The organism is Stenotrophomonas sp. STEN022, assembly GCF_056760155.1.
This window is the reverse complement of record NZ_JBRREG010000187.1, coordinates 1-2455: the sequence shown is the minus strand read 5'-3', so window position 1 is coordinate 2455 and position 2455 is coordinate 1. Positions and strand designations below refer to the sequence as shown.

At 64.4% G+C, this 2455-nt stretch carries 4 protein-coding genes; 1 reads left to right on the top strand and 3 read right to left on the bottom strand.

Annotation, left to right across the window (positions count from 1 at the left end; genetic code table 11):
• Positions 1–207: 207 nt before the first annotated feature.
• Both rpsI and rplM read right to left on the bottom strand, forming a co-directional pair.
• Positions 208–600, bottom strand: coding sequence for a 30S ribosomal protein S9 (rpsI, locus tag ACVOMF_RS20820; RefSeq protein ID WP_057626426.1), 393 nt, complete (start codon positions 598–600; stop codon positions 208–210).
• A gap of 2 nt (positions 601–602) precedes the next feature.
• A complete protein-coding gene (gene rplM, locus ACVOMF_RS20815) occupies positions 603–1031 on the bottom strand; it encodes a 50S ribosomal protein L13 (protein WP_282273385.1) in 429 nt (142 codons plus the stop codon).
• 206 nt (positions 1032–1237) lie between these two features.
• On the opposite strand from rplM, the gene coq7 reads away from it, so the two are divergent.
• Entirely contained in the window at positions 1238–1882 is a 645-nt protein-coding gene (gene coq7 / locus ACVOMF_RS20810) for a 2-polyprenyl-3-methyl-6-methoxy-1,4-benzoquinone monooxygenase (RefSeq protein WP_481510964.1), read from the top strand.
• Positions 1883–2005: 123 nt separating this feature from the next.
• Here coq7 and ACVOMF_RS20805 read toward each other — a convergent pair whose 3' ends face one another.
• Entirely contained in the window at positions 2006–2320 is a 315-nt protein-coding gene (locus tag ACVOMF_RS20805; RefSeq protein ID WP_481510963.1) for a DMT family transporter, read from the bottom strand.
• Positions 2321–2455: the final 135 nt, after the last annotated feature.

The following is a 2455-nucleotide window of genomic DNA, read 5'->3' as shown; positions in this document are numbered from 1 at the left end:
CAGCATAGGGGAGGGCCGGGGAGGGCTGGGGAGGGGTGCTTTGGCTTTGGCTTTGGCTTTGGCTTTGGCTTTGGCTCTGGCTTTGGCTCTGGCCTTGGCGAATCACCAATCCCCAACCCAATTCCCAACCCCAAAACGACAAAAGCCCGGCCGAAGCCGGGCTTTTGCTTTCCCAGTGGGATTCCGAAGAATCCCACCCCGAAGCGATTAACGCTTGGAGAACTGGGTGGCGCGACGTGCCTTGTGCAGGCCGACCTTCTTACGCTCGACTTCACGGGCGTCACGGGTCATGAAGCCAGCCTTGCGCAGCTCGGACTTCAGGGTTTCGTCGTATTCGACCAGCGCACGGGCGATGCCCAGACGGATCGCACCGGCCTGGCCGGTGGTGCCGCCGCCGGCAGCAGTGACAAGAATGTCAAAGCTTTCGGTGTTCTGGGTCAGTTCCAGCGGCTGACGCACGATCATGCGTGCAGTCTCACGGCCAAAGAACTCGTCCAGCGGACGGCCATTGACGGTGATGTTGCCAGTGCCCTTGCGCAGGAACACGCGGGCGGTGGAGGACTTGCGGCGGCCAGTGCCGTAGTTTTGAGTGATAGCCATGATTAGATATCCAGAACCTGCGGCTGCTGTGCTGCGTGCGGATGCTCAGTGCCTGCATAGACCTTGAGCTTGCGGTACATCTGACGACCCAGCGGGCCCTTCGGCAGCATGCCCTTGACGGCGGTCTCGATGACGCGCTCCGGGTGACGCTCCAGCGCCTGCTCCAGGGTTTCGGTCTTCAGGTTACCGATGTAGCCGGTGAAGCGATGGTACTTCTTGTCCTTCAGCTTCTTGCCGGTAACAGCAATCTTGTCGGCATTGATGACGACCAGGTAATCACCGGTGTCAACGTGCGGGGTGTAAACCGGCTTGTGCTTGCCACGCAGGCGGCGAGCCAGCTCGGTGGAGAGACGGCCCAGCGTCTTGCCGGCGGCGTCAACGAGGTACCAGTCGCGCTGGACGGTCTCGTTCTTTGCAGTGAAAGTGCTCATAAAGAACTCAGGTAGGTCGGGCTGATTTCGGCGAGATGAACCACCGGAACTTTGCCACGCGTTGTGAAGGCGAAACAGAAGAGGCGGGATTGTACTGGCCGCACGCGCGCGGCGCAACTCAGCCCCTGAACGGGCACCCCGCCCCGGCCTTGGCAGGCCGCGGGCCAACGGCGAGAATCGGGCATACCCCACTGCACTGCGCCGCCATGATCACCGCCCGCGTACACACGCCACTGGACCACCTGCTGACCGAAGCCCAGCGCGCCCTGGATACAGTATTCGGCAACCCGCCGGCCGCCCGTCCCAACCCGGCCGGCGATACCCCGGAGGTCGTCCTGGAGCCAGCCGAAGTCCGCCACGCGGCCGGACTGATGCGCATCAACCATGTCGGCGAGGTCTGCGCGCAGGGCCTGTATTTCGGCCAGGCAGCGGTCGCACGCGACCCGGCCACGCGCGCACATCTACTGGAAGCCGCGCAGGAAGAGACTGACCACCTGAGCTGGTGCGCGGACCGCCTACGCGAACTGGACAGCCGCCCCAGCCTGTTCAACCCGCTCTGGTATGCCGGCAGCTACACCATCGGCACCCTGGCCGGCCTGCGCGGTGACGGCTGGAACCTGGGCTTCGTGGTGGAGACCGAGCGTCAGGTGGAAGCACATCTGGACGAGCACCTGCACACCCTGCCGCCGGCCGACCAGCGCAGCCGCGAGATCATCAAGGTGATGAAGCTCGATGAAGCCCGCCACGCCGAGCACGCCGAACATGCCGGCGCGCGCAAGCTGCCGTTCCCGATCCCGTCGGTGATGGCACTGGCATCCAAGGCGATGAAGGCCGTGGCCTACCGGATGTAGTGCCGAGCCATGCTCGGCTGGGGCCTTACCGGGAAAGCCTCTGCCGAGCATGGCTCGGCACTACATGACTGGGCCTTTGCATAAGGCCTCTGCCGAGCATGGCTCGGCACTACCCTGGCTACCTCAGCTGACCAGCTTCAGGCCGATCACGCCGGTGACGATCAGGCCGATGCACAGCAGACGCGGCCAGCTGGCGCTGTCGCCGAACAGGATCACTCCGGCAATCGCCACGCCAACCGCACCGATGCCGGTCCAGATCGCATAGCCGGTACCCACCGGAATGGTGCGCAGCGCCTGGGTCAGCAGCCACAGGCTGATGGCGGCAAACACCACGGTGAACAGGCTCGGCCAGAGCCGGGTGAAGCCTTCGCTGGACTTCAGGCCCAGCGCAAATCCAATCTCAAACAGGCCCGCAAGCAGCAGGTAGATCCAGGGCATCGCCAACTTCCTCTACAAAAAAAGACGGCGGCCCCGGGGCTTAACAACCGGCCCCCCGCGGCCAACCGCGTCAGCAGGGGGCGGGCGGGGCGGGCCCCCGCGTTTTTTGGCAAAACCCCCCCAAAGGGGTTGGGG